Genomic DNA, 21566 nt, shown 5'->3' on the forward strand with positions numbered 1-21566 from the left:
CCGCCATGGATGAGGCCTGGATGGTGGTTGTCGCTGGAGAGTGGTGGGGCGCGGAAGGCGTCCAGACTCATGTTGCTGTCCTCGTTGCTAGCTGGGGGAATCCGTCGTGGTGCCCCCGAGGCAATCCCCGTGCCACCGGGCGCCTCGGTGATTCCGGGGGCCGCGGGCTTGCGCCGGGCCTTTGCTGTTGCGCCTGCAACTGTACTGTCGGGTAACTGTCGCCAGGCCAACAGTTGGCCCGCCCCGCCGCAACCGGCTTCGGGCCGGCAGGGCCGGGTTTCTGCGCTATCGGGATAAGCCCCTCGGCCATGGGAGCGCGGGGCGGCGGCGCGCTTCCTATGATTCGGACGAATTGCCCGGATGCCCGTCCGTGTCGGCCGCAGAGGCCTGTTCCGGGCGTGACCGGGGTGTTGTCCGCTTGCCGAGTCCCTGGAGTGCCTGCCCATGAATACCCTGATGACCGTGACCCTCTGCCGCGGGTGCCGGTGATGAGCGTCCTTCTCCAATGCCTTTCGCATTCCCCGCTGATCGGGCACGTGGACCCCGCGCCGGAGGTGCTGCAGGAGGTCAATGACGTGGTGGCCCTGGCGCGTGAACGGATCGCGGCGTTCGCTCCGGAGCTGGTGGTGCTGTTCGCCCCGGACCACTACAACGGTTTCTTCTATGACGTGATGCCGTCGTTCTGCATCGGTGTCGCCGCGCACGCCATTGGCGACTTCGGCACCCTGAGCGGCCCGCTCAACGTGCCCAGGGAACTTGCCGAGGCCTGCGCCGCGGCGGTGCTGGAGGCCGGCGTGGACGCCGCGGTGTCCTACCGCATGCAGGTGGACCACGGCTTCGCCGAGCCGCTGGAGCAATTGCTGGGCGGGCTCGGGAACCACCCGGTGCTGCCCGTCTTCATCAATGCGGTCGCGCCGCCGTTGCCCAGCTTCCAGCGCGCCCGCCTGCTCGGCGAGGCCATCGGCCGCTTCGCCCGTACCACCGGCAAGCGCGTGCTGTTCCTCGGTTCCGGCGGGCTGTCGCACCAGCCGCCGGTGCCGCAGCTGGCCCAGGTGGATGCCCATATGGCCGACCGCCTGATGGGCAGCGGGCGCAACCTGCCGGCCGATGAGCGGGAGGCGCGGCAGCAGCGGGTGATCCGCGCGGCGCGGCTTTTCGTCGAGGATCCCGGCTCGCTGCATCCGCTCAACCCTGAGTGGGACCAGCAGTTCCTCGACATCCTCGCGCAGAACCGGCTGGGCGAGCTGGATGCCCTGGGCAACGAGCAGTTGTCGAGCATCGCCGGCCGCTCGACCCACGAGGTGAAAGCCTGGGTGGCCGCCTTCGCCGCGCTCTCCGTCTTCGGCGCCTACCGCGTGCATGACCGCTACTACCGACCGATTCCCGAGTGGATCGCCGGCTTCGGCGCGCTCGGCGCCGAACCCGAACCGAACTGAAGGAGGCCGCCGATGACCACCATGAACAGGGCGCCGAACGACGCCGACAGCAGCCGCTTCGCGCGCATCCGCGAAGGCGGGCTGGACCTGCAGCTGCACTACAACGACCTGGGCGAGGGCGCCGAGACCGTGGTGATGCTCCATGGCTCCGGCCCCGGCGCCAGCGGCTGGGCCAACTTCAGCCGTAACCTGGAGCCGCTGCTGGCCGCCGGTTACCGGGTTGTCCTGATGGATTGCCCCGGCTGGAGCAAGAGCGACCCCATCGTCTGCCGTGGCTCGCGCTCGGACCTCAATGCCACGGCGCTCAAGGGCCTGCTCGACGTGCTGGGCCTGGAGCGCGTGCACATCCTCGGCAATTCCATGGGCGCCCACAGCGCCGTGGCCTTCGCCCTGGCCAACCCGCGGCGCGTCGGCAAGCTGGTGTTGATGGGCGGCGGCACCGGCGGCGCCAGCCCCTTCGTGCCGATGCCCACCGAGGGCATCAAGCTGCTCAACGGCCTGTACCGCGAGCCGACCATCGACAACCTGAAGCGGATGATGAACGTCTTCGTCTTCGACGCCAGCGACCTCACCGAGGAACTGTTCCAGACGCGCCTGGACAACATGCTCAGCCGCCGCGAGCACCTGGACAACTTCGTCGAAAGCCTGGCCGCCAACCCCAGGCAGTTCCCCGACTTCGGCTCGCGCCTGACCGAGATCCAGGCGCCCACGCTGATCGTCTGGGGCCGCAACGACCGCTTCGTGCCCATGGACGCCGGCCTGCGCCTGCTCGCCGGCATCCCCAATTCCTCGCTGCACGTGTTCAACAACTGCGGCCACTGGGCCCAGTGGGAACACGCCGAACCCTTCAACCGCCTGGTGCTGGACTTCCTCCAGCACTGAACCCGAGGTGCCCTATGACCATCAGCCAAGAGACCCTCGAACGCCTGGCCGCCGAGCTGCGCTGCGCGGAACAGCAGGGCGAGGCCATCGCGCCACTGCGTGACGCCATCGGCGCGGAGAACGGCGCAGCGGCCTACGCCATCCAGCGTCTCAACGTCGCCCACGCCCTGGCCGCCGGCCGCCGCCTGGTCGGCCGCAAGGTCGGCCTGACCAACCCCAAGGTGCAGGCCCAGCTGGGCGTGGACCAGCCGGACTTCGGCTGCCTGTTTGCCGACATGGCTTATGGCGACAACGAAACCGTGCCCTTTGGCCGCGTGCTGCAACCGAAGATCGAAGCGGAAATCGCCCTGGTGCTGGAACGCGACCTGCCCAGCGCCGATACCACCTTCGCTGACGTGCTGAACGCCACCGGCTGGGTGCTGCCGGCCCTGGAAATCGTCGGCAGCCGCATCGCCAACTGGAACATCCGCTTCGCCGACACCGTGGCCGACAACGCCTCCAGCGGCTGCTTCGTGCTCGGCGGCCCGGCGCGGCGCCTGGATGGCCTGGACCTATGCGGCGCGGCCATGCGCATGACGCGCAACGGCGAGGAAGCCTCCATCGGCAGCGGCGCCGAATGCCTGGGCCACCCGCTCAACGCAGCGGTGTGGCTGGCACGCACCCTGGCCCGCCTGGGCGACCCGCTGAAGGCTGGCGACATCGTCCTTACCGGTGCCCTCGGGCCCATGGTCGCGGTGAATGCGGGCGACCGTTTCGACGCCGAGATCGACGGCCTGGGCCGCGTCGGCGTGACCTTCAGCCAGAGCTAAAAGCCGAAAAAAGCGCTGGAGGCAGGAGGCTGAACGACAAGCAGTCCCGGCCAGGGCGGAGGTCGGTGCTTTTTCGTCCAGCCTTCCAGCCTCCAGCGCTCTTGATCGAACGCTTTCCGAGGAATGCCATGAGCAACAAACGCAAAGTCGCCATCATCGGTTCCGGCAATATCGGCACCGATTTGATGATCAAAGTCCTGCGCAATGCGCAGCATCTGGAAATGGCCGCCATGGTCGGCATCGACCCGGCCTCCGACGGTCTGGCCCGCGCATCACGAATGGGCGTGGCCACCACCCACGAAGGCGTGGAGGGCCTGACCCGCCTGCCGATCTTCGACGAGATCGACTTCGTCTTCGATGCCACTTCAGCCGGCGCCCACGTGAAGAACGACGCGTTTCTGCGGGGCCACAAGCCCGGTCTTCGCGTGATCGACCTGACCCCGGCCGCAATCGGTCCGTATTGCGTGCCGGTGGTCAATCTGGAGCAGCACCTGCAGGCGTTGAACGTGAATATGGTGACTTGCGGTGGGCAGGCGACGATTCCGATGGTCGCGGCCGTTTCGCGGGTGGCCAAAGTGCACTACGCGGAAATCATTGCCTCCATCGCGTCGAAATCGGCTGGTCCTGGCACTCGCGCCAATATCGATGAGTTCACTGAGACCACCAGCAAGGCCATCGAAGTGATCGGCGGCGCGGCGAAGGGCAAGGCGATCATCATCATGAATCCGGCGGAGCCGCCGCTGATCATGCGTGACACCGTCTATGTCCTCTCCGAAGCCGTGGACCAGGCCAAGGTCGAAGCCTCCATCGAGGAGATGGCGGCTGCCGTGCAGGCCTACGTTCCCGGCTACCGCCTGAAGCAGAAGGTGCAGTTCGACGAAGTCCGTGATCTGAACATTCCCGGTCACGGCAAGTTCTCCGGGCTGAAGACCTCGGTGTTCCTCGAAGTCGAAGGTGCCGCCCACTACCTGCCGGCCTACGCCGGCAACCTCGACATCATGACCTCCGCCGCGCTGGCCACCGCCGAGCGCATGGCGCAGGCAATGGGGGCTTCGGCATGAACAAGCTTTATATCTCCGACGTGACGCTGCGCGACGGCATGCACGCCATTCGCCACCAGTATTCGCTGGACGAAGTGCGTGCGATTGCAGCAGCGCTGGATATGGCAAAAGTCGACTCCATCGAAGTGGCCCATGGCGATGGTCTGCAAGGCTCGTCCTTCAACTACGGCTTCGGCGCCCACACCGATCTGGAGTGGATCGAAGCGGCGGCGGACGTGGTGAAGCACGCGAAGATCGCCACCTTGCTGTTGCCGGGCATCGGCACCATCCACGACCTGAAGAACGCCTACAACGCTGGCGCCCGCGTGGTCCGCGTGGCCACCCATTGCACCGAGGCCGACGTCTCCAAGCAGCACATCGAATACGCCCGTGAGTTGGGTATGGACACGGTCGGCTTCCTGATGATGAGCCACATGCAGACGCCGGAAGGCCTCGCGCAGCAAGCCAAGCTGATGGAGAGCTACGGCGCCACCTGCATCTACGTCGTCGATTCTGGTGGCGCGATGAACATGGACGATATCCGCGCCCGCTTCCGTGCCGTGAAAGCCGTGCTGAAGCCGGAAACCGAAACCGGCATCCACGCCCACCACAACCTCAGCCTCGGCGTGGCCAATTCCATCGCCGCGGTGGAGGAGGGCTGCAACCGCATCGATGCCAGCCTGGCGGGCATGGGCGCAGGGGCAGGAAACGCGCCGCTGGAAGTGTTCATCGCGGCAGCGGACAAGCTCGGCTGGAACCATGGTACCGACCTCTACGCACTGATGGACGCGGCGGATGACCTGGTGCGCCCGCTGCAGGACCGTCCGGTACGTGTCGACCGCGAAACCCTCGCGCTCGGTTACGCCGGCGTTTATTCGAGCTTCCTGCGCCACGCCGAAGTGGCCTCGGCCAAGTACGGCATCAAGGCCGTGGACATCCTCGTCGAGTTGGGCAAGCGCCGCATGGTCGGCGGCCAGGAAGACATGATCGTCGACGTGGCCCTGGACCTGCTGGCCAGCCGGTAGGCGCCGGAGTCGCTGGGCTCCCGCGTTCGCGGGAGTGACGGGTAAGGGAAGGGTTCGCATTTCCCCCGTCATCCCCGCGAACGCGGGGATCCAGCGCCTTCGAGGCCGCGCCCCGGGACTGGACCTGCTGACCTCGACCTCGACTGTAGGAGCAGGCCCTGCCTGCGATTCGCGCGCAGGGCGCGCTCCTACACGGGAACGACGTGGCGGAGGCGCAGGAGAAACACCCCCGTAGGATGGGTTGAGCGAAGCGATACCCATCGCCATGACCGCATGGGTTTCGCAGGCTCAACCCATCCTACGAAAGCACCGACCTGGCCCTGTAGGAGCGAGCTTGCTCGCGAACCAACCCCCGCTGCGAGGCCGGGTTCGCGAGCAAGCTCGCTCCTACGAAGAGCACCGCGGCACGGTTGCAGGTGCAGAAGAAACACCCTCGTGGGATGGGTTTCGCAGGCTCGACCCATCCTACGAAAAGCACGCCGTCGCGTTGGGCTGGCGGCCGGGACGACATGATCGTCGACATTGAAAACGGGCCCCACCATGCTGGCCAATCTGTCGCTGAAGAGCAAACTGCTGCTGACCGTCCTGCCGCTGACGACGCTGATCTATCTGGCGACGGTCGTGCTGGTCTACCAGTCGAGCAAGACCTCCACCGAGGCCCTGGCCGAGGTGGCCGTGCAGGCCATCGTGCAGCAGCAGGCCGCGGAGATTTCCTCGTATTTCGACGGCGCCATGCACTCGGGCAGGGTGAGCGCGGACATGCTCGCCCGCGAGCTGGTCGAGGGCGCGCTGCCGGATCGCCGGCTCGGCGAGCAACTGCTGGAGGCGCTGTTGCTGGACAGCCCCCAGGCCAGCATCGCCTGGTGGATGCCGCTGCACGCCGGCGCCGCGGAGGCGCTGTGCTGGCTGCGTGACGCGCATGCGGTGCAGGCCGCCACGGCCGAGCAGTGTGCGGCCGTGCTCGAAACCCTGGGGGGCGCCGCCGGCGACCGCGAGAGCGTGGCCTCGCCCCGCTCGCCGGCGCGGGCCGGCCTGACCAGGGCGGTGATTCCCGTGCTCTTGCCGGTGCGCCAGAACGGCCACCTGGCGGGGCACCTGGGGCTGGGCCTCGACGCCGGGATGCTCCAGGCGAAGGTGGCCCAGCTGCGGCCGCTGGGCGTCGGCCTGGCGGCGCTGACGGCCAACGACACCACCCTGGTCGCCCACCCCGATCCCCGGCGCGTCGGGCGGCACACCGCCGAGACCGAGTCGGACTTCCTCGGCGACCACCTGCAGACGATGGTCGACGCGGTGCGCAACGGCAAGCCGCTGTCGATCCGCTTCCTCTCGCCGGCGATGGGGGAGGAGGTGTTCATGCTGGCGGTGCCGGTCGCCATAGGCGCCACCGGCGCGCCCTGGTCGTTCGGCGCCGCCTTGCCCAGCGCGGCCTTGCTGGGCGGGGTGAAGGCCCTGGCGATTCAACTGCTGGTGCTGGGCGGCCTGGCCGCGGCGCTGATCGGCGGGCTGGTCTTCTGGCTCGGCCGCGCCATGACGCGCCCCCTGGACGCGGTGGTCAAGGCCATACGCCAACTGGTGGCGGGGGAGGCCGACCTGTCCTCGCGCCTGCCGTTCGAGGGGCGCGACGAGCTGGCGGTGCTGGTCCGGGAGTTCAACCGCTTCCTCGACATCATGGCCGCCCTGGTGCAGGAGATAACCGCGACCAGCCAGGCCCTGCAGGGCGCCGCCCAGGCGCTGCAGGAGGAAAGCCAGGTCACCGGCCGCGGCGTGGACACCCAGCGCGACGAGATCGGCCAACTGGCCACCGCCATGCGGCAGATGTCCCAGGGCATCGAGGAGGTGGCCGGCAACACCGACCAGGCCGCCCAGGCCACGCGCGAGGGCGACCAGGCCGTGGGCCACGGGCAGGCCACGGTTGCCTGCCTGAACGAGGCCATCGCCGAGGATGCGCGGACGCTGGAGCAGATCTGCACCCTGACCGGCCAGCTGGAGTCCGCCAGCGAGGACATCGGCACCGTGGTGGCGGTGATCCGCGACATCGCCGGGCAGACCAACCTGCTGGCGCTCAACGCCGCCATCGAGGCGGCCCGGGCCGGCGAGCAGGGGCGCGGCTTCGCCGTGGTCGCCGACGAGGTGCGGGCCCTGGCGCGGCGCACGCACACCTCGACCCAGGAGGTGCACCGCAGCGTGTCGCTGATCCAGGAGCGCACGCGAACCGTGGTCGGCATGCTCGAGAAGAGCCGCAACACCTCCCTGGGCAACGTCGCCAGCGCCCGCGAGGCCAGCGAGGCCTTGCACCGCGTGACCCGGATGATCGGCCAGGTGCGCGACATGAGTCAGCAGATCGCCAGCGTGACCGGCCAGCAGGCCTCCACCAGTGAGCAGCTGTCCCACAGCCTGGCCTCGATCGCCAGCTCCGCCGACGACGCCTCGCGCAGCGCCGGCCAGGTGCGCCGCCGCAGCCATGACCTGCAGGCGCTGGCGGAGCGCCTGGGCGCCCTGGTCAGCCGCTTCCGCCTCTAGCCGTTTCCGCGTTGCCCCCATGGCCCGGCCCTCGCAAGCCGGGCCTTGTGCGTTGCCGGGAAGCCTTGGCGCACGCGGCGTGCAGTTGATCCAGGCCACTAATCTGCGCACAGCGGATAACCCCTGCAGTGGCGGGATAGTCCCCCCGGCACCCCTTCCCTAGAGTGGAATCGCCTTGGTCGTCGGCCAGAAGACCATCCTTGTGTGCGAATCCAACGCTATGACAAAACTCATCAACATCGAAGCATCCTCCCCGCAGCAGGGCGCCCGCGGCCCGGGCCTGCCGCGCCGCGCGCTGAACGCGCTGGCCGTGGTGCTGCCCTGGGCGATCATCGGCGGCCTGCTCTGGGCGGGCCTGTTCATCAAGCCGCAGCCGGTCGGCGGCAGCGTCACGCCGCCGCCCCTGGAGCGCCGCGACCAGTTCTACGGCCTGGCCCAGCTGCCCGACGGCACGGTCCTGGCCTGCGGCTCCAACGGCAAGGTCCTGGCCATCTCCGCCGACGGCCGCATCAGCCGCCAGGAAACGCCCAGCGACAAGCCCCTGCAGGACATCGCCGCCTGGGACGCGAACCACCTGGTGGCCGTCGGCAACGACGGCGTCATCCTGCACAGCGACGACGCCGGCCGGCACTGGCGCCTGGCCGATGCGGTGCCGCGCTCGGCGGTGGCCAACAAGCTCAACCGGGTGCGGGTGGGCCCGGCGGGGCTGGCGATCGCCGTCGGCGAGATGGGCGCGCTGCTGGTCAGCCATGACTTCGGCGCCCACTGGCAGCGCCTGCGCGAGGAGGAGGACGTCGCCTGGAACGATGCCGCGCTGCTGGACGACGGCCGCCTGGTGGTGGTCGGCGAGTTCGGCCGCATCCTGCTCAGCCAGGACCTCGGGGCGCACTGGGAGGAGATTCCCGCGCCGGTGCCCGGCTCGCTGATGGCCGTGCGCTTCCGCGATGCCGCCAATGGCGTCGCGGTGGGGGTGGAAGGGACGCTGCTGGTGACCCGCGACGGCGGCCGCCAGTGGCAGCCGGTCGGGCTCGGCGTGCATGACCACCTGTTCAGCGTGATCTGGAACCCGGCGCAGCAGCAATGGCTGGCCTTCGGCGCCCTCGGCCGCTGGGTCGCCGGCAGCGTCGGCGCGGGCGACATCGCCTGGCGCAGCGGCACGCTGGATGCGCGCGACCTGTCCTGGCACACCGGCGCGCTGTCCAGCGGCAAGCAGACCTGGCTGGCCGGCGACGGCATCGGCCGCTGGGACGGCCGCCACTGGTCGCCGCTGAAACCCTGACCTGCCTCGTCCACTTCTTCGAGACAACGAGATGATCGAACGCATTGCTGATTTCTGCATCCGCCGGCGTGCCTGGGTGGCGGGCATCCTCATGGCCCTGACCCTGCTGCTGGGCTGGTCCGCCCTGCACATCGAGGTGCGCACCGTATTCGAGGACATGCTGCCCTCGCGCCACGAGTACGTGCGCACCCACGAGAAATTCAAGGACACCTTCGGCGGCTCGAACATGGTCACCATCATGTTCGAGGTGGAGCAGGGCGACATCTTCCAGCGCCCGCTGCTGGAGAAGGTGCGCCAGGTGACCCTGGGGCTGCGCGAGGTGTCCGCGGTCAACCAGTACCAGATCACCTCGCTGGCCTCGAAGAAGCTCAAGGAGGTCCGCGCCTCCACCGAGGGCATCGAGAGCCGCCCGCTGATGTGGCCGGACGTGCCGGACAGCGCCCAGGGCATGGAGGAGCTCAAGCAGGCGGTGCTGCGCAACCCGCTGGTCTACGGGCCCTACGTGTCCAAGGACCTGCAGGCGACGCTGATCACCGTGGACTTCATCGACCAGCAGGTGGACTACGCCAAGGTCTTCGAGCAGATCCGCGCGCTGGTCGCCAAGGTCGACGACGGCAGCGTGAAGATCCGCCTGGTCGGCGACCCCATCCTGTATGGCTGGGTGAACCACCACGTGCCGGAAACCCTGCACCTGGTGCTGGCCGCCGTGGCGGTGACCCTGGTGCTGCTGTTCGTCCTGCTGCGCACCTGGCGCGGGGTGTTCCTGCCCCTGCTCGCCGGCGTGGTCAGCGCGCTCTGGGCGCTGGGCATCTGCCACCTGCTGCGGATCAACTTCGAACCGCTGGTCATCGTGGTGGCGATGCTCATCACCTCGCGGGCGGTCTCCCACTCGGTGCAGATCGTCAACCGCTTCGATGACGAGCTGGCCTTGCTGCCAGCGGACGGGCCGGCGGGGGCGGTCTCGCGCCTGGCTGCGCGGGTGGCCCTGGCCGACCTGTTCCGCCCGGGCATGCTGGGCGTGATCGCCGACGCCGCGTGCATGGCGGTGGTCGCCCTGAGCCCGATCCCGATGCTGCAGAAGCTCACGGTGCTGTCGGTGGTGTGGGTCTCGACGCTGACCATCAGCGCGGTGATCCTGACGCCGGTGATGCTCTCGTGGATCCGCCGTCCGCACAGCTTCGCGCATCCGTTCGACTGCCTGCCGGCGCTGCGCAAGGTGCTCGACCTGAGCGTCGCGGTGACGCTGTCCCGCGGCCGCTATGTGGTGCTCGGCGGCAGCCTGCTGCTGGTGCTGGGCGCTGGCTGGTACGCGTTCAACCTGAAGATCGGCGACGCCAATCCGGGTTCGCCGATCCTCTGGCCGCAGGCGCAGTACAACCTCGATTCCGCGGCGATCAACGGCCGCTTCGAAGGCGTCGACCGGATGTTCATCGTGCTCGGCGACGACGGCCACCCGGGGCTGGTCAAGAGCAACGAGGCGCTGCACGCGATGAACCGCTTCCAGCGCTTCATCGAGGCCCAGCCGGAGATCGGCGGCTCGCTGTCGCTGGCCGACGTGCTGCCCCACGTCAACAGCAGCCTGCGCGAGGGCAACCCGCGCTACCTGGAGCTGGGCGACGACGACGCCATCAACGGCAGCCTGGTGGCCATGCTCGACTCGGTGTCCGAGCCGGGCGACATGGACCGCTTCACCGACACCCAGTACGCCAACGGCTCGGTGACCCTGATGTTCCGCGACCGCCAGGGCGAGACCATCCGCACCGCGGTGGCGCGGATCAAGGAGTTCATCGCCGAGAACCCCCTGAGCCAGGGGCACTGGCAACTGGCCGGCGGGGTGATCGGGGTGATGGCCGCGGTCAACGAGATCATCCTTTCCAGCCAGATCGAGGCCATCGCCCTGGCGCTGCTGGTGCTGGCCGTGCTCTGCACCCTGGTCTATCGCTCGGCGGTCGCCGGCATGCTGTTCATGGTGCCGGTGATCATCTCCAACATGCTGACCTTCAGCTTCATGGCCTGGAAGGGCATCGGCATGAACATCAACACGGTGCCGGTGGCGGCCCTGGGCATCGGCCTGGGGGTGGATTACGCCTTCTACATCGCCGACCGCGTCAAGGAAGAGATCGCCATCGGCAGCAGCCCCGAGCATGCCATCCGCCAGGCCCTGCACTCCGCGGGCATGGGGGTGATCGTCACCGCCAGCGTGCTGATCCTCAGCACCCTGCTGTGGTGGGCCTCGTCGCTGCGCTTCCAGGCCGAGATGGGCCTGCTGATGGCGATCTGGCTGAGCGTGTCGGCGATCTCCGCGCTGTTCGTGATGCCCTCGCTGATCTACGTCTTCCGTCCCCGTTTCATCTTCGCCGGGCAGCCGCACGCGGCTGCCTTGCAGGCGCTGGAGCCGGCCCCGCTGCAGGCCGTGTGAAAGCGAACGCACAACAACAAAACCAAAACCATGGCTTCTGGCCGCTCTTAACCTCTGGGGAGGTATCCGGTGAACTCTAGCGTCGACTCCTGCGTGCAACCGCGTGTTGCACTTCACAAGCTCGCCCTGGCCATCGCCTTGGTGCCGGTGACCGTGCCGGCCCTGGCCGACGACAGTCTCAAGGTCGATGGCTACCTGCGCGAGGAACTGTCCTGGAACACCAAGAACTGGGAGGACACCCCCGGCTACAGCGACGGCGGCAAGCTGTCCATGGCGCGCAGCACCGCGCGCCTGAACCTGGACTGGGCGGCGACCGACCAGGTCTCGGTGGTGGCCAAGCTGCGCGCCTCGCGCGAGGTCAAGACCGACTTCCTCAAGCACCTGGAGGACATGGGCGCCAACAATTACCACTCCGGCGAGCACGGCGACATCATGGACCTCTACGACAAGGAGGAAATCCGCGAGCTGTACATCGACTTCCCGGTCGGCGAACGCACCCGCTTCCGCATCGGCAAGCAGCAGATCGCCTGGGGCGAGACCGACTTCTTCGCCGCCAACGACCTGGTGCACGGTTTCGACTACACCTGGCGCAGCTTCCTCGAACCGGCCAACGAGGAACTGCGCAAGACCAACAACATCGTCAAGGTGAACGTCGACGTGCCCGAGGCCGACGGCGGCATCGAGGCCTTCGTGCGGCCGGGGCTGGACCGCAAGCAGGACATCGGCAGCGAGCTGGACATCTACGGCGCGCGCTGGTCGAGCCAGCCCTATGCCGGAGTCGACTTCCGCAACATCGACCCCTACAACTACGAGAACAACGCGGGCGACTACCGCCACTGGACCGGCGGCCTGCGCTGGAGCGGCATGCTCGGCGACACCAACTACTCGCTGTCCTACCTGCGCACCTTCTACAACTCGCCGATCCTCAACGCCTCCAACAACCTGGCGCTGTTCGGCCTGCCCAATGTGCCGTCCGGGGCCGACACCGTCGGCACCGAGCAGACCAAGGGCCTGGCCGGCGAGATCATCTACCCGATCGTCAACATCTACGGCTTCACCGCCAGCCGCTATTCCGACGCGGCCGATGCGGTGTTCAGCACCGAGGTGGCGTACATCAAGGACGCGCCCTACCAGATCGCGCTGCCGGTGCCGACCCCGCTCAGCCAGAACATCGCCCCGGGCTTCGACGGCTTCCAGACCAAGAACGTGGTCGCGCTGATGCTGCGCATGGACAAGAACATCGCCGCCACCCAGAGCCTGCTGGGCACCGAGAAACCGATGTTCTTCTCCGTCCAGCTGTTCGACAAATGGGTGCAGAACTACGACTCCGACGACCAACTGCTCTACAGCGTCGGCTGGGGCGGCAAGGTCAAGGAGCACTCGGTGCTGGCCACCACCATCTTCGACCTCAGCTACGACAGCGGGCGCATCCGCCCGCAACTGGTGCTGGGCGCCGACCTGAGCAACAACGGCGGCTTCGCGGTGCCCTCGGTCACCTTCGAGCTGTCCAGCAAGTGGCGCTGGAAGGTCGAGTACGACGCTTTCTGGGACGACGCCTGGCGCGATGGCGACAAGTGCACCCCGGGCAATGCCGCCACCTGCGACAAGACCACGCTGTTCGGCTACTTCCACAACCGCGACCAGCTCTACACCAGCCTGACCTACCTGTTCTGATCCGCAGTGGAGACCTGACCATGAAACGCGCACCACTCGCTTTGCAACGCACCCTGGGCCTGGCCATCGCCTGCCTGGCTCCGCTCCTGTCCTGCGCTGCCGAACTGGCGCCGGGGACGGTGATCTCCGCGGCCAACCTCGACCAGGTGAAGAACGACACCTTCGAAGGCCACAGCATCGCCAGCCTGTTGACCGAGAAGATGGAATGGCGGATCCGCAACACCGGCTGGAAACTGCCGCTGGCCAAGTCCCAGGAGGTCAAGCTCGACCCGCGCTGGGTCAAGGCGTCCCAGGCCAACGCCGGCAAGGCGGTGATCAACAAGGAGGCCTGCCGGGTGGACAACTGGGGCGCCGGCGAGCCCTTCCCGAACATCGACGCCAAGGACCCGCAGGCCGCGGAAAAGCTCATCTGGAACTGGCACCTGGGGCAACTGGTGGGCGACGTCTCCCAGGTCCCGCAGTTCACCCAGCTGCTGATCGACGGCAAGAAGGGCATCCACGCCGAGCCGGTGGCGGAGTTCAGCCGCTACTCGATGAAGGGCCGCCTGACCGGCGACCAGGCGGTGGAAGGCGACGGCAGCGAGCGCGGCCGCCAGTTGCTGTACTTCAAGTCGCCCTCGGACATGAAGGGGCTGGGGACCTACACGCAGATGTACGACTCGGACAAGGTCAACGACGTCTGGGCCTACATCCCCGCGGTGCGCCGCGTCCGCCGCCTGTCCGGCGGCGCCTGGATGGACCCGGTCGGCTCCTCCGACCAACTGCAGGACGACCTGGACGTGTTCAACGCGCGCCCCTGCTGGTACCCGCAGTACAAGCTGCTGGGCACGCGCTGGGTGCTCGCCGTGGCCAACAGCAAGACCGGCCTGTGGAAGACCGACGGCAAGACGCCGGCCGAGAAGTACCCGGTGCTCGACGACCAGCCGCCGTACTGGAACATGAACAACAACAACTTCGAGCCGCGCGAGGTCTACGTGATCGAAGCCATCACCCCGTCCATCCACCCCTACAGCAAGAAGGTGCTGTACATGGACGTGAAGTACCCGCGCTTCTATTACGCCGAGGCCTACGACCGCAAGGGCGAGTTCTGGAAGTTCATGGAATTCCATTCCTATTCCAACATCGCCGACGGCGACGTGCGCACCACCGCTGGCGCGATCATCGACTTCCAGCGCAACCACGCCACGGTCTCGCTGATCGACACCGCGAGCTGGAAGACCAACTTCCCGGCCAAGGCCAGCAACTTCTCGCTGCAGACCCTGCAGGCCGCCGGCCGCTGACGGCGGGCCCGGAACAGTTTCAGTGCGGCACGGACGCCGCCCCCTTTTTCCTGCCACCCCGGGCCCTGCGCCGCAACGGCGGCGCCGGGCCCTTCGGAGAACACGAGCATGTCGACCATGAAGGCCGCGCGCCTGCACGAGATCGGCGGACGATTCCGCATCGACGAACTACCCCGGCCGGCTCCCGGCCCCCATGACGTGCTGGTGAAGGTCGAGGCCAGCGGGATCATCCCCAACCTGAAGAACGTCACCACCTACTTCCCCGAGTGGTATCCCTTCCTGCCGCTGCCGGCACTGCCGGCGACTTTCGGCCTGGATTCCGCCGGGGTGGTCGCCGCGGTTGGCTCGGCGGTCAGCGCCTTCAAGCCGGGCGACCGCGTCTACGTCAACCCCGGCGTCGGCTGCGGCGAATGCCGCCATTGCCGGCAGGGCGAGACGCCGCGCTGCTCGGCGTACACCTTCCTCGGCTACTTCGGCTTCGGCCCCGGCTCGCAGGCGATCTTCGAGCGCTACCCCTATGCCGGCTACGGCCAGTACATGACCGCGCCGGCGAACAACCTGGTGCGCCTGCCGCAACGCCTGAGCTTCCCCCAGGCCACCCGCTTCGGCTACCTGGGCACCGCCTACTCGGCGATCCGCAAGTCCGGCCTGCGCCCGGGGCAGAGCATCCTGGTCCTCGGCGCCTCCGGCACCCTGGGCGTCGGCGCGGCGCTCCTGGCCCTGGCCTTCGGCGCCTCGCAGGTGCTGGTCGCCGCGCGTGACGTTGCCGCCCTGGAACGCCTGCGGGCACTGGCGCCGCAGCGTATCGTGCCGATCCGCATCGGCGAGCGCAGCGTCCACGAGCAGGTGCTGGAACAGGTTCCCGGCGGCGTCGACGCCATGCTCGACACCCTCGGCGCCAAGGCCCCGGCGTCGCTCTCGGTGGAGGCGATGCAGGCGGTCGGCCGCGGCGGGCGCATCGTGCAGATCGGCGGCGTGGCCGGCCCCATCCCCATCGATCCGCATCCCTTCATGTGCGCACAGCTGCAGTACATCGGCTCGCTCTGGTTCACCCCGGCCGAAGGCGAGGAGATGGCCAGCATGATCGACTCGGGCGTGCTCGACCTGTCCGTGCTGGAGGAGCGGGCCTATCCCCTGGAGCGCCTGAACGAGGCGCTGGAGGACATCCAGGCGCAGGCCAGCGGCTTCGTCAACTTCCACATCGCGCACGCATGAACGGCGGCGCCGAACAACCGAGGGAAGACTCGACCATGCAGGTGAATCGCATCGTGACCGGCCACGACAGCCGCGGCCTTTCGCAGATCGACAGCCAGGGCCCGCTCGCCGGCACCGAGCCGTTCGTCCATTCCCCGGGCTTCTCCGCGGCGCTGGTGTGGCAGACCGGCGCCGAGCCGCGGATCCTCGCCAGCCCCGGGGACCCGGCCCAGGGCGTGGCGTCGGTGCTGCCGGTGCCGGGCGGCACCAGCGTCATGCTGGTGACCTTCCCGCCGCAGCAGGCTGCACCCGCCGAGGCGGTCGACGCCGCCGCCGCGCTCGACGAGATGCGCGCGCGGCTGCCGGGCATGGCGGAGCTCTTCGAGGCCGAGCATCCCGGCTTCCACCGCACCGACAGCATCGACTACGGCGTGGTGCTGGAAGGGGAGCTGCTCCTGGAACTCGACGAGGGCCGCAGTACCCATCTGCGCCAGGGCGATGTGGTGGTCCAGTCGGGTACCCGGCACGCCTGGCGTAACACCGGTAACACTGCGGCGCGAATGCTCTTCGTGATGGTCGGCGCGCGGCGCTGACGCGCCCGTCCGGCGAGGTGCGCCGAAAGCGGCCCGGGGCGTTGCCCCTGGCCAGAGAACATCATCCTAGAGCGCCCTGGGAAAAGGCCCCCGGCGCGTAGCTGCAAGACCTTTCCCGGCCGTCCGTTTCCATGGCTCGGCCTGGCCGGTGGGCGTGCTTATTGCATCTGCATGGGAGGACGGCCCGGGATACCCGATGCGGTGACAGCGCGCCCCGGCGCTGCTGGCCCCGCGTACCGGCCGGGCGGCGCCCAGGCGCCGCCCGCCGCACCGCAGCGATGCGTGACGCACCCCGCTTGGGCTGCGCCGCAGCGGTCGGCCGGTCCTGGTCGCGATAACAATAAGGGTGCGCAGTCCCCGACGCCGCGCACCGAATAAAACGTGAGAGCCTGCCCGGTCGCGTGCCCGGGCGGAGGAGGGTGCTATATGGAACGCCTGTTCTTTTCCCCCGCGGTACCACCGGACGTCGTCCTGTCGCGCTACGAAGTCTGTCGCACCCAGGACCTGGAGGAGGCTCGCAAGTGCGGGGAGCGCATATTCTGCGAGAACCGCCTGTCCAGCCTGGACGCCAACAGCCCGGTCAACACCCGCATCTACTACCGGCGCCTGGGCAGTATCGGCATGGGGCGCATGAGCTATGGCGGCGACATCACCATCGAACCCGGCGAACTCGACACCTTCACCCTGGTGCAGATGCCGATCTGCGGGCAGGAACAGATCGAGTGCGGCAACCAGCGCGTGCTTTCCAACGTGCACATGGGCTCGGTGCTCAACGCCCACCTGCCGTCGCGGATCAACCACAGCAACAGCACCGAAAAACTGATCATCCGCATCGACACCAGCCTGCTGGAGCGCAACTGCCAGCAGCACCTGGGGCGCATGCTGCGCAAGGAACTGGAGTTCCAGCCGGCCATGCCGCTGGACACGCCGCAGGGGCGCTGCTGGATGCGCACCGTCGGCTGGATCTACGACAGCCTTTCCGCCGACGACGGCGAGCCCTCGCCGCTGCTGGCCGCGCAGTTCGAGCAGTCGCTGGTGAACGTGCTGCTGGCCTGCCAGCCGCACAACTACAGCGCGGAAATGCTCGCCAGCGAGGGGCCGGTGATCGCCCCGTCCTTCGTCAAGAAGGTCGAGCGCTACATCGAGGAGCACGCCCACGAGCCGATCTCCATCATCGACATGGCGGAGCACGCCGGCGTCAGCAGCCGCTCGCTGTTCACCGGTTTCCGCCGCTACCGCAACACCTCGCCGATGCTGTACCTGAAGGAGGTGCGCCTGCGCCACGTCCAGGAGGAGCTGCAGCGCCAGTCCCCGGGCAACACCACGGTCACCGCCGTGGCCTTCCGCTGGGGGTTCAGCCACCTCGGCCACTTCACCACCGACTACAAGCGCCGCTTCGGCGAAAGCCCCTCGGAAACCCTGGCCCGTTGAACACCGCGGACACGGACGTCCCCCTTCCCCGCACTGCCTCTCCGCTCGCACCTGCGTCTCGCCCAGCCCCTTTCCCCATGCCCCTGTAACCCCTGCGCTTTTTCTGCGCTGGGGGGATAACGCCCTCGGTTGCGGGAGCGTCAGCCGGGGAGCGGCTTTCTAGGATGGCCCGCAAGCGCGCCGCATGGCGCGGCGCCTGTCCAGTCAGCCAATGGGGAGTCCCTTCATGTCCGAGCAACCGATCATCCGCCGCCGCCAGGTCAAGACCGGCATCAGCGATGCCCGCGTCAACAACGCCAAGACCCAGAGCCAGTACCAGCCCTACAAGGATGCGGCCTGGGGCTTCATCAACCACTGGTATCCGGCGCTGTTCAGCCATGAGCTGGTGGAGGACCAGGTCGAGGGCATCCAGATCTGCGGCATCCCCATCGTGCTGCGCCGCGCCAACGGCAAGGTGTTCGCCCTCAAGGACCAGTGCCTGCACCGTGGCGTGCGGCTCTCGGAAAAACCCATGTGCTTCACCAAGAGCACCATCTCCTGCTGGTACCACGGCTTCACCTTCGACCTGGAGAGCGGCAAGCTGGTGACCATCGTCGCCAACCCGGACGACAAGCTGATCGGCACCACCGGCGTCACCACCTACCCGGTGCACGAAGTCAACGGCATGATCTTCGTCTTCGTCCGCGAGGACGACTACCCGGACGAGGACGTGCCGCCCCTGGCCCAGGACCTGCCGTTCCGCTTCCCCGAGCGCAGCGAGCAGTTCCCGCACCCGCTGTGGCCGGCCTCGCCGAGCCTGCTGGACGACAACGCGGTGGTGCTGGGCATGCACCGCACCGGCTTCGGCAACTGGCGCATCGCCTGCGAGAACGGCTTCGACAACGCGCACATCCTGGTGCACAAGGACAACACCATCGTCCATGCCATGGACTGGGTCCTGCCGCTGGGCCTGCTGCCCACCGGCGACGATTGCATCAGCGTGGTGGAGGAGGAGAACGGCCCGAAAGGCCTGATGCAGTGGCTGTTCACCGACAAGTGGGCGCCGGTGCTGGAGAACAAGGAACTGGGCCTGAAGGTCGAGGGCGTCAACGGCCGCTTCTACCGCACCTCGGTGGTGCTGCCGGGCGTGCTGATGGTGGAGAACTGGCCGGGCGACCACATGGCGCAGTACGAGTGGTACGTGCCCATCACCGACGACACCCACGAGTACTGGGAAATCATCGTCCGCGTGTGCAACACCGAGGAAGAGCGGACCAAGCACCAGTACCGCTTCGACCGCGTCTACGAGCCGCTGTGCCTGCACGGCTTCAACGACTGCGACCTGTACGCCCGCGAGGCCATGCAGAACTTCTACTACGACGGCACCGGCTGGGACGAGGAACAACTGGTCGCCACCGACGTCTCGCCGATCACCTGGCGCAAGCTGGCCTCGCGCTGGAACCGCGGCATCGCCAAGCCCGGCCGCGGCGTGGCCGGCGCGGTCAAGGACACCAGCCTGATCTTCAAGCAGACCGCCGACGGCAAGCGCCCGGGGTACAAGGTCGAGCAGATCAAGGACTGACCGCCAGCCCGACCCGGCCTGCGCTGCAGGCCGGGTCACCTTCCCAGGGGAACCCCCATGCCGCAGATACCCGGCTCCAGCAGCCATTTCGTCACACTGGACGGCGTGCGCCTGCACTACCGTCTGGTCGAGGGCCCCAGCGACCGCCCGCCGGTGATCTTCACCCACGGCGGCGGCCCCGGCTGCACCGCCTGGAGCAACTTCCGCCTCAGCGCCGCGGCCTTCTGCGCGCGGCACCGCTGCTATTTCCTCGACCTGGCGCAGTTCGGCCAGTCTGAGATGGTGCCGGTGCAGGGCCCGGTCTTCACCTGGCACGCGCGCAAGCTGCTGGGCTTCATGGATGCGCTGGGCATCGCCCGGGCGCACCTGGTCAACCAGTCCTTCGGCGGCTGCGTGGCGATCCGCTTCGCCGCCGAGCATCCCGAGCGCGTCGGCAGCCTGCTGCTGATCGGCTCGCAACCGGTGGAGCGCGGGGTGATGCAGCCGCTGCCGCTGTTCAGCAAGCACGCCGCCGGGCTGATAAGCGACTACTACCTGGCCGACGGCGGGCCGAGCCTGGACAAGATGGCGGCGCTGATGCGCCGCTACGAGCTGCACGACGACGCCCGCCTCGACGAGGAGACCCTGCGCCTGCGCTTCGAGGCCAGCGCCAACCCCGGCTTCATCGCGCTGCTGCAGACCCCCGGGGCCTTCGGTGAGTGGGAGAACCTGATGCCGGTGTTCTCCCGGGTGCTGGCGCCGACGCTGATCTGCTGGGGGCTGCACGACTGGTTCGGCGGCGTCGACGTGCCGATGCTGATGCTCAACCAGTTCGCCGACGCCCGCCTGCACGTGCTGGGCAACCTGGCGCACCACCTGCAGAGCGAGGCGCCGGACGAGTTCAATGCGCTGGCGCTGACCTTCATCGGAGGGCACGAATGAACGCCTCGAGCGAACTGCACTACCTGGAAATGTACGAGCTGTCGCGGCTGATCCGCAGCGGCAAGCTGTCGCCGGTGGAGGTGGTCGAGGCGCAGCTGGCGCGCATCGAGCGCCTGGAGCCGCAGCTGCACAGCTACGCCTGCGTCACCGCCGAGCTGGCCCTGGAACAGGCCCGCCAGGCGGAGCGCGAGCTGATGCGCGGCGAGTGCCGCAGCCCGCTGCATGGCATCCCCATCGCGGTGAAGGACCTCTTCGACACCGCCGGGGTGCCGACCTGCGCCGGCATGCCGCTGCTGCGCGGCCGCGTGCCGCAGCAGGACGCCACCGTGGTCGCGCGCTTGCGCGAGGCCGGCGCGGTGCTGCTGGGCAAGCTGCAGATGACCGAGGGCGCCTTCGCAATCCACCACCCGAGCCTGGTCGAGCCGAACAACCCCTGGCATGCCGGGCACTGGGCGGGCGCGTCCTCCAGCGGCTGCGGGGTGGCCACCGCCGCCGGGCTCTGCTACGCCTCGCTGGGCAGCGACAGCGGCGGCTCGATCCGCTTCCCTTGCGCGGCCAATGGCCTGACCGGGCTGAAGCCGACCTGGGGGCGGGTCAGCCGGCATGGCTGCTTCGAGCTGGCCGCCAGCCTCGACCACATCGGCCCGATCACCCGCAGCGCGCGCGATGCGCTGTTCCTGCTGTCGACCATCGCCGGCCACGACCCGCAGGACCCCACCTCGCTGCCCAGCGTGTGCCTGGAGATTCCCGGCCTGGAGGAGTCGTTCCAGGGCCTGCGCATCGGCGTGGACGAGGCCTGGCTGAGCGACGGCGTCGACCCGCTCATCCAGCGGGCGCTGCAGCAGGTCATGGAGATCGTCCTGCAGGGCGGCGGCAAGCTGTTGCGCGTGCGCATGCCCGACACCCGCGCGGTGAGCGCCAACTGGGAGGCCCATTGCGGCGTGCAGACCGCCGTCGCCCATGCCGCCACCTACCCGCAGCACGCGGCGGAATACGGGCCGGCGCTGAGCCGCCTGATCGACGGCGGGCGGGCGCTTTCGGGCATGGACTACCAGCGCATCCTGCTCGCCGCGCAGCGCTTCACTGGCGAGCTGGAAAGCCTGCTGACCCAGGTCGACCTGCTGCTGGCCCCGGTGCAGCCCTACGCGGCGCCGAGCCACGAGCAACTGGCGGCCCTGGCGCTGGACGCGGAGGCCAATCGCCGGCTGATCCAGTTCACCGCGCCCTTCAACGTCAGCGGCCATCCGTGCCTGAGCCTGCCCTGCGGCTTCACCCCGCAAGGCCTGCCGCTGGGGTGCCAGTTCATCGCCGGCAAGGGCGGCGAGGCGGTGCTGTGCCGGGCGGGCATGGCGCTGCAGAAGGTGAGCGACTGGCACCGCAGGCATCCACCGGGCATCTGAGCTTTTTCCTGCGCTGCCGGGATAAAGGCCCCGCCCACGGGAGTGTGCGGGGCGGGGGCGGTTCATAAGATCGGGCTGAGCCTGCGGCGCCGTGTTTCCCGC

General features: G+C 68.4%; 15 protein-coding genes and 2 pseudogenes. All 17 read left to right on the forward strand.

Features of this window, described 5'->3' with window-relative positions; genetic code table 11:
• Positions 1–488 precede the first annotated feature (488 nt).
• Positions 489–1436 carry a 3-carboxyethylcatechol 2,3-dioxygenase gene (gene mhpB / locus ACTWJ5_RS14110; protein ID WP_116425337.1) on the forward strand — a complete coding sequence of 316 codons (948 nt, stop codon included), beginning with the start codon at positions 489–491 and terminating at the stop codon, positions 1434–1436.
• Positions 1437–1448: 12 nt separating this feature from the next.
• Positions 1449–2318 carry an alpha/beta fold hydrolase gene (locus tag ACTWJ5_RS14115; RefSeq protein ID WP_444439115.1) on the forward strand — a complete coding sequence of 290 codons (870 nt, stop codon included), beginning with the start codon at positions 1449–1451 and terminating at the stop codon, positions 2316–2318.
• Positions 2319–2332: 14 nt separating this feature from the next.
• Positions 2333–3127, forward strand: a complete 795-nt coding sequence (mhpD, locus tag ACTWJ5_RS14120) for a 2-keto-4-pentenoate hydratase (protein WP_444439117.1) — start codon at positions 2333–2335, stop codon at positions 3125–3127.
• Positions 3128–3255: 128 nt separating this feature from the next.
• Entirely contained in the window at positions 3256–4188 is a 933-nt protein-coding gene (locus tag ACTWJ5_RS14125; protein WP_444439119.1) for an acetaldehyde dehydrogenase (acetylating), read from the forward strand.
• A complete protein-coding gene (mhpE, locus tag ACTWJ5_RS14130) occupies positions 4185–5192 on the forward strand; it encodes a 4-hydroxy-2-oxovalerate aldolase (RefSeq protein ID WP_301502072.1) in 1008 nt (335 codons plus the stop codon). The genes ACTWJ5_RS14125 and mhpE overlap by 4 nt, the downstream gene beginning before the upstream one ends.
• Before the next feature lie 1527 nt (positions 5193–6719).
• Positions 6720–6992: pseudogene (locus tag ACTWJ5_RS14135) on the forward strand (HAMP domain-containing protein); the annotation flags it as partial.
• Positions 6993–7187: 195 nt separating this feature from the next.
• Positions 7188–7712, forward strand: a pseudogene (locus ACTWJ5_RS14140) (methyl-accepting chemotaxis protein); the annotation flags it as partial.
• Positions 7713–7932: 220 nt separating this feature from the next.
• The gene (locus ACTWJ5_RS14145) at positions 7933–8991 is read left to right on the forward strand and encodes a WD40/YVTN/BNR-like repeat-containing protein (protein ID WP_024128391.1); all 1059 of its coding nucleotides are present in this window, start codon (positions 7933–7935) and stop codon (positions 8989–8991) included.
• A 31-nt stretch (positions 8992–9022) separates the two neighbouring features.
• Positions 9023–11410: an efflux RND transporter permease subunit gene (locus tag ACTWJ5_RS14150; RefSeq protein WP_444439122.1), complete on the forward strand. Its 2388-nt coding sequence runs from the start codon at positions 9023–9025 to the stop codon at positions 11408–11410.
• Positions 11411–11479: 69 nt separating this feature from the next.
• On the forward strand, positions 11480–13084 hold the full coding sequence (locus tag ACTWJ5_RS14155) for a DUF1302 family protein (RefSeq protein WP_074979597.1): 1605 nt from the start codon (positions 11480–11482) through the stop codon (positions 13082–13084).
• A gap of 20 nt (positions 13085–13104) precedes the next feature.
• Positions 13105–14364: a DUF1329 domain-containing protein gene (locus ACTWJ5_RS14160; RefSeq protein ID WP_116425328.1), complete on the forward strand. Its 1260-nt coding sequence runs from the start codon at positions 13105–13107 to the stop codon at positions 14362–14364.
• A 108-nt stretch (positions 14365–14472) separates the two neighbouring features.
• On the forward strand, positions 14473–15579 hold the full coding sequence (locus tag ACTWJ5_RS14165; protein WP_444439125.1) for an alcohol dehydrogenase catalytic domain-containing protein: 1107 nt from the start codon (positions 14473–14475) through the stop codon (positions 15577–15579).
• Positions 15580–15614: 35 nt separating this feature from the next.
• Complete coding sequence (locus ACTWJ5_RS14170) at positions 15615–16151, forward strand: cupin domain-containing protein (RefSeq protein WP_253411337.1); 537 nt, start codon at positions 15615–15617, stop codon at positions 16149–16151.
• 426 nt (positions 16152–16577) lie between these two features.
• Positions 16578–17582: an AraC family transcriptional regulator gene (locus tag ACTWJ5_RS14175; protein WP_116425325.1), complete on the forward strand. Its 1005-nt coding sequence runs from the start codon at positions 16578–16580 to the stop codon at positions 17580–17582.
• A gap of 226 nt (positions 17583–17808) precedes the next feature.
• Complete coding sequence (locus ACTWJ5_RS14180; RefSeq protein WP_261746082.1) at positions 17809–19143, forward strand: Rieske 2Fe-2S domain-containing protein; 1335 nt, start codon at positions 17809–17811, stop codon at positions 19141–19143.
• A gap of 57 nt (positions 19144–19200) precedes the next feature.
• Positions 19201–20064, forward strand: a complete 864-nt coding sequence (locus ACTWJ5_RS14185; RefSeq protein WP_116425324.1) for an alpha/beta fold hydrolase — start codon at positions 19201–19203, stop codon at positions 20062–20064.
• Positions 20061–21464, forward strand: coding sequence for an amidase (locus ACTWJ5_RS14190; RefSeq protein WP_444439129.1), 1404 nt, complete (start codon positions 20061–20063; stop codon positions 21462–21464). The genes ACTWJ5_RS14185 and ACTWJ5_RS14190 overlap by 4 nt, the downstream gene beginning before the upstream one ends.
• Positions 21465–21566 lie beyond the last annotated feature (102 nt).

The organism is Pseudomonas sp. A6 (genome assembly GCF_052367875.1).
Lineage (GTDB): Bacteria > Pseudomonadota > Gammaproteobacteria > Pseudomonadales > Pseudomonadaceae > Pseudomonas > Pseudomonas citronellolis.

Excerpts from the sequence above, each read along its gene's own strand:
- mhpB (WP_116425337.1), top strand. The coding sequence starts at position 489 with ATGAGCGTCCTTCTCCAATGCCTTTCGCATTCCCCGCTGATCGGGCAC.
- ACTWJ5_RS14115 (WP_444439115.1), top strand. The coding sequence starts at position 1,449 with ATGACCACCATGAACAGGGCGCCGAACGACGCCGACAGCAGCCGCTTC.
- mhpD (WP_444439117.1), top strand. The coding sequence starts at position 2,333 with ATGACCATCAGCCAAGAGACCCTCGAACGCCTGGCCGCCGAGCTGCGC.
- ACTWJ5_RS14125 (WP_444439119.1), top strand. The coding sequence starts at position 3,256 with ATGAGCAACAAACGCAAAGTCGCCATCATCGGTTCCGGCAATATCGGC.
- mhpE (WP_301502072.1), top strand. The coding sequence starts at position 4,185 with ATGAACAAGCTTTATATCTCCGACGTGACGCTGCGCGACGGCATGCAC.
- ACTWJ5_RS14145 (WP_024128391.1), top strand. The coding sequence starts at position 7,933 with ATGACAAAACTCATCAACATCGAAGCATCCTCCCCGCAGCAGGGCGCC.
- ACTWJ5_RS14150 (WP_444439122.1), top strand. The coding sequence starts at position 9,023 with ATGATCGAACGCATTGCTGATTTCTGCATCCGCCGGCGTGCCTGGGTG.
- ACTWJ5_RS14160 (WP_116425328.1), top strand. The coding sequence starts at position 13,105 with ATGAAACGCGCACCACTCGCTTTGCAACGCACCCTGGGCCTGGCCATC.
- ACTWJ5_RS14165 (WP_444439125.1), top strand. The coding sequence starts at position 14,473 with ATGTCGACCATGAAGGCCGCGCGCCTGCACGAGATCGGCGGACGATTC.
- ACTWJ5_RS14170 (WP_253411337.1), top strand. The coding sequence starts at position 15,615 with ATGCAGGTGAATCGCATCGTGACCGGCCACGACAGCCGCGGCCTTTCG.
- ACTWJ5_RS14175 (WP_116425325.1), top strand. The coding sequence starts at position 16,578 with ATGGAACGCCTGTTCTTTTCCCCCGCGGTACCACCGGACGTCGTCCTG.
- ACTWJ5_RS14180 (WP_261746082.1), top strand. The coding sequence starts at position 17,809 with ATGTCCGAGCAACCGATCATCCGCCGCCGCCAGGTCAAGACCGGCATC.
- ACTWJ5_RS14185 (WP_116425324.1), top strand. The coding sequence starts at position 19,201 with ATGCCGCAGATACCCGGCTCCAGCAGCCATTTCGTCACACTGGACGGC.
- ACTWJ5_RS14190 (WP_444439129.1), top strand. The coding sequence starts at position 20,061 with ATGAACGCCTCGAGCGAACTGCACTACCTGGAAATGTACGAGCTGTCG.